This is a genomic window from Nonomuraea sp. NPDC003201 (genome assembly GCF_053590415.1).
Genome location: NZ_JBSFTC010000543.1, coordinates 1 through 4,648 on the forward strand (window position 1 = coordinate 1; position 4,648 = coordinate 4,648).

A 4,648-nucleotide genomic window follows, 5' to 3' on the forward strand; every position below is an offset into this window, starting at 1 on the left:
CGCGAAGCGCAGCTCGACGTCGCCGGGCTCGACGATGCGCCGGCCGCGCACGCCGGTGAACGACGCGGCGTCGGCCGGGACGGTGAACTCCACGCGGGCGGCCTGCCCGGCCTCCAGCGGGACGCGGGCGTAGCCGACCAGCCGCACCACCGGCCTGGTGGTCTGCGCGACCGGGTCGTGCAGGTAGAGCTGGACGACCTCGGCGCCGGCCCGCGATCCGGTGTTGCGGACGCTCACCCCGACGGTGACCTCGCCGTCCACCGGCCACTCGGCCGCGCCCGTGTCCAGGAGCTCCCACTCGAACGTGGTGTAGCTCAGCCCGTGCCCGAACGAGTACGCGGGCGTCGGGTCCACCGACGACACCTCCGTACGGCGCCCGAGCCACGGCGACAGATAGGTGGCGGGCAGGCCGCCGGCGTCGCGCGGCACGCTGACCGGCAGCCGGCCGGTCGGGTTGACGGCGCCGGTGAGCACCTCCGCCAGCGCCTGGCCGCCCCGCTGGCCGGGGAAGAAGCCGTAGACGACGGCCGCGGCCGCGTCGAACTCCGGGCCCAGCGCGTACGGCCGCCCGGCCAGCAGCACCAGGACCACCGGGGTGCCGGTCGCGAGCACCGCCCGGACCAGCTCGGACTGCACGCCCGGCAGGCGCAGGTCGGCGGCGTCGCACCCCTCGCCGGAGGTGCCGCGCCCGAACAGCCCCGCCCGGTCGCCGACGGCCAGCACGCACACGTCGCTGTCCGCCGCCGCGGCGACGGCCGCCGCGATCCCGGAGGTGTCGTCGCCGGTGATCTCGCAGCCCGGCTCGTACGCGAGATCGGGGACCAGCGCGCCGAGCGCCTCGCGCAGCGACGGGAGGTCGAGCCCGAGCCCGTGCTCGGGATGCGGGCCCACGTGCGCGGGGAAGGCGTAGCAGCCGAGCATCGCCATCGGGTCGTCGGCCACCGGCCCCACGAGCGCCACCCGCCGGCCCGGCGCGAGCGGCAGGACGCCGCCGGTGTTGCGCACCAGCACGATCGACTCGCGCGCCAGGCGCAGGGCGAGCTCCTGGCTCTCCTCGTCGTCGAGCCGCACGTCGGCGGCGTCGCCGGGCAGCGGCCGCCAGTCCTCGTCGAGCAGCCCCAGCTCGGCCTTCTGCGCCAGCACCCGGGCCAGCGCGCGGTCGATGAGCGCCTCGTCCACCTGTCCCGACTTCACGGCCTCGATCAGCGGGGGGCCGAAGGTGTCCACCGTGGGCAGCTCGACGTCGATCCCGGCCCGCAGCGCGAGCCCGGCCGCGTCCGCGGCCTCCGCCGCGACGCCGTGCAGCTTGTGCAGGAAGCGGATGGAGAAGTAGTCGGCGACCACCGTGCCCGCGAACCCCCACTCCTCGCGCAGCAGCCCGGTCAGCAGCTCCTCGTCGGCCGCGACGGGGACACCGTCGATCTCGGCGTAGGAGTTCATCACCGACCGGGCGCCGCCCAGGCGCAGGGCCATCTCGAACGGCGGCAGGATCACGTCCGCCAGTTCCCTGCCTCCCATGTGGGCGGGGGCGAGGTTGCGGCCGCCCCGGGAGGCGGAGTAGCCGGCGAAGTGCTTCAGGGTGGCGACGAGGCCCGCACCTTCAAGCCCGCGCACGTAGGCCGCGCCGACCGTCCCGACCAGGTAGGGGTCCTCGCCGATCGTCTCCTCGGTGCGGCCCCAGCGGTAGTCGCGGGTGACGTCGAGGACCGGGGCCAGGCCCTGGTGGACGCCGGTGGCCCGCATGGACCGGCCGATCTGCCCGGCCACCTCCTCGATCAGCTCGGGGTCGAAGGAGGCGCCCCAGCCCAGCGGCGCCGGGTACACCGTCGCCCGCCAGGCGGCGAAGCCGGTCAGGCACTCCTCGTGGACCTGGGCCGGGATCCCGAACCTGCTGGCGGCCACGATCTGGGCCTGCGAGGCGGCCAGCGAGCGAGCGCCGGCGACGGGATCGACCGGCGCCGTGCCGAACGGGCGGGTCAGCTGGCCCAGCCCGTGGGCGATGACGTCGCTCCACTCCACGCCCGCCATGTCGGCCTGGTGCGGGGCGACGCCTCCCCCTGACGCGTCGGCGCCGACCCAGACGCCCACGAGCTGGGCGATCTTCTCCTCCAGCGTCATGAGCGGGATGAGCACCTCGGCCCGCTCGGCGGCCGTCAGCCGCGTGTCCCGCCACTTGTCGATTGGTACCTGGCCCTTCATGCCACCCTTTCGGCTCTCAGCCGGCCTGCTGCCGAAACTTTCGAGGAATTCCCGTTAATATTGCGGCAACTTATGGGTCCAGGTTTCGGCGTGTCAAGAGGGTGCAAACTGTTATATTCGTGCTGATCACCGCAGCGTCAGGCCAGCATTCGACGCCCGCATTTCCAGAAAGTTTCCGGATGCTCAGATGACAAGTTGCCGTTCAGCCACGCTCAGGTCAGGGAGTCCGTCAGAGTGCGGGCCGCCTGGGTGACCAACTTGCCGTACTCCCCGCGCAGTTCCTCCGGCATGCGGCTGGCGGGGGTGGAGACGCTGAGACTGGCGACCGGGCCGTCCGGGCCCAGCACGGCGGCGGCGACGGCCGCGATGTCGGAGCGCCACTCACCGCGGTTGTCCGCGTAACCCCGGGCCCGGACCGCGGCCAGCTCGGCGGCCAGTGCCTCGGGGTCGATGATCGTCGTGTCCGTGTACGACACGAGCTCCGGCAGCGGGGCGGACCTGTGCGCGAGCACGGCCTTGCCGTTGGCCGAGGCGTGCAGCGGGAGCCTGATGCCGAGCGGCAGCACGATGCGCAGCGGCTTGTCGGTCTCCAGCCGCTCGATCAGGACGACCGCGTCGCCCTCCGGCACCATCAGGTGGATCGTCTCCCCGGTGCGCTGCCGCAACTGCTCCATGACCGGCATCGCCGCGTCCCGCAGGCCCAGCTCCGTCCTGCGGCCGACCTGGAGCGCCTTGCTCGTCACCTGCCAGCGCGTGACCTCGCCCGCGGCGGGCCTGATCCACCCGGCCTCGTGCAGCGTCCTCAGCGAGCGCTGCACCGTGCTCTTGGGCAGGCCCAGCTCCCGGGCCAGCTCCCCGACTCCGGCGGGCTGGCGGGCGGCGACCTCTTCGAGCACCCGGAGGGCGTTGATCACGTTCTGCATCCATTGACTCCTCTGCGGACCGATCTTAATGTTAGTGAACCGCAACACGGCACGCCGTGCCGTGACACGGCACGCGTGAGGAGCGCCTGTGTCTGGACCGAGGAACGCGGGGAGCGAAGCGACCGGAGAGACGAGGGAAGACACAGGACCCCAGCGACCGAACCGCGATCCGAAGGATCGCCATGAGGGAGGCGCGTAACGTGGGGCGTCATTTCCTGCAGATCCCAGGACCGACCAACGTTCCCGACCGGGTGCTGCGCGCCATCGCCCAGCCCACCGTCGATCACCGCGGCCCCGCCTTCGCCCGCCTGGCCGGCGAGGTCCTGGAGCGGCTGAAGGCGGTCTTCCGGACCCGCCACCACGTGATCGTCTACCCGTCGTCGGGGACGGGCGCTTGGGAGGCGGCGCTGGTCAACACCCTCTCGCCCGGGGACAGGGTGCTGGCGTACGAGACCGGGCACTTCTCCGCGCTGTGGTGCGAGATGGCCGCCCGGCTGGGGCTGGTCGTGGACCTGGTGCCCGGCGACTGGCGGCACGGCGCCGACCCCGACGCGATCGCCGGCCGCCTCACCGCCGAGCACGCCGCCGTCATGGTCGTGCACAACGAGACCTCGACCGGCGTGCGCAGCCGGATCCCGGAGATCCGCGCGGCCGTCGACCGGACCGGGCACTCCCCGCTGCTGCTGGTGGACACGATCTCGTCGCTGGGCTCGATGGACTACCGCCACGACGAATGGGGCGTGGACGTGACCGTCGGCTGCTCGCAGAAGGGGCTCATGCTGCCGCCCGGCATCGGGCTCAACGCGGTCAGCCCGAAGGCGCTGGCCCACCGGGGGCGGCTGCCCCGCTCGTACTGGGACTGGGAGCCGATCATCGCGGCCAACCGCGGCGGCTTCTTCCCGTACACGCCGCCGACCAACCTGCTCTACGGGCTGCGCGAGGCGCTCGTCATGCTGCTGGAGGAGGAGGGGCTGGCCGAGGTCTTCCGCCGCCACGACCGGCACGCGGAGGCGACGCGGCGCGCCGTACGGGCGTGGGGGCTCGAGGTGCTCTGCGCCGACGAGCGGGAGCACTCGAGCTCGCTCACCGCGGTGCTGATGCCGGACGGGCACGACGCCGACGCGGTCAGGAAGCTCATCCTCGATCGGTACGACATGTCGCTCGGCACCGGGCTCGGGCGGCTCGCCGGGCGCGTCTTCCGGATCGGCCACCTCGGCCACTTCAACGACCTGACGCTGGCCGGCACGCTGAGCGGCGTCGAGATGGGGCTGAGCGCGGCCGGGGTGCCGATCAAGGAAGGCGGGACGCGCGCCGCGCTGGCCTACCTGGAGGGGGCCGAATGACCCTGGCCCGGACCCTGTCCCGGCTGCTCGAAGGAGACGTCAGGGACGATCCGTACACCAGGCATCTGTACTCCTCCGACGCCAGCATGTACGCCATCGAGCCGCTCGCCGTCGCCTTCCCCCGGCACGCCGGCGACGTCCAGGCGCTGGTCGCGGCCTGCGGCGAGCTGGGGGTGCCGGTGC

At 73.1% G+C, this 4,648-nt stretch carries 4 protein-coding genes; 2 read left to right on the forward strand and 2 right to left on the reverse strand.

Going from position 1 to position 4,648, the window contains the following annotated elements; genetic code table 11:
- The coding region (locus tag ACWDX9_RS60240; RefSeq protein WP_449972883.1) for a beta-xylosidase/alpha-l-arabinosidase at window positions 1-2,199 on the reverse strand (2,199 nt) is incomplete at its 3' end.
- 212 nt (window positions 2,200-2,411) lie between these two features.
- Window positions 2,412-3,122 (reverse strand): IclR family transcriptional regulator, encoded by a 711-nt coding sequence (locus ACWDX9_RS60245; protein WP_449972885.1) that lies wholly within the window; start codon window positions 3,120-3,122, stop codon window positions 2,412-2,414.
- Window positions 3,123-3,304: 182 nt separating this feature from the next.
- On the opposite strand from ACWDX9_RS60245, the gene ACWDX9_RS60250 reads away from it, so the two are divergent.
- Window positions 3,305-4,465: a pyridoxal-phosphate-dependent aminotransferase family protein gene (locus ACWDX9_RS60250; RefSeq protein ID WP_449972887.1), complete on the forward strand. Its 1,161-nt coding sequence runs from the start codon at window positions 3,305-3,307 to the stop codon at window positions 4,463-4,465.
- The coding region (locus tag ACWDX9_RS60255; RefSeq protein WP_449972889.1) for a hypothetical protein at window positions 4,462-4,648 on the forward strand (187 nt) is incomplete at its 3' end. The genes ACWDX9_RS60250 and ACWDX9_RS60255, both read left to right, overlap by 4 nt.

Bases quoted from the DNA above. Each gene is read 5' to 3' on its own strand.
- ACWDX9_RS60250 (WP_449972887.1), top strand. From the start codon at position 3,305: ATGAGGGAGGCGCGTAACGTGGGGCGTCATTTCCTGCAGATCCCAGGA.
- ACWDX9_RS60245 (WP_449972885.1), bottom strand. From the start codon at position 3,122: ATGCAGAACGTGATCAACGCCCTCCGGGTGCTCGAAGAGGTCGCCGCC.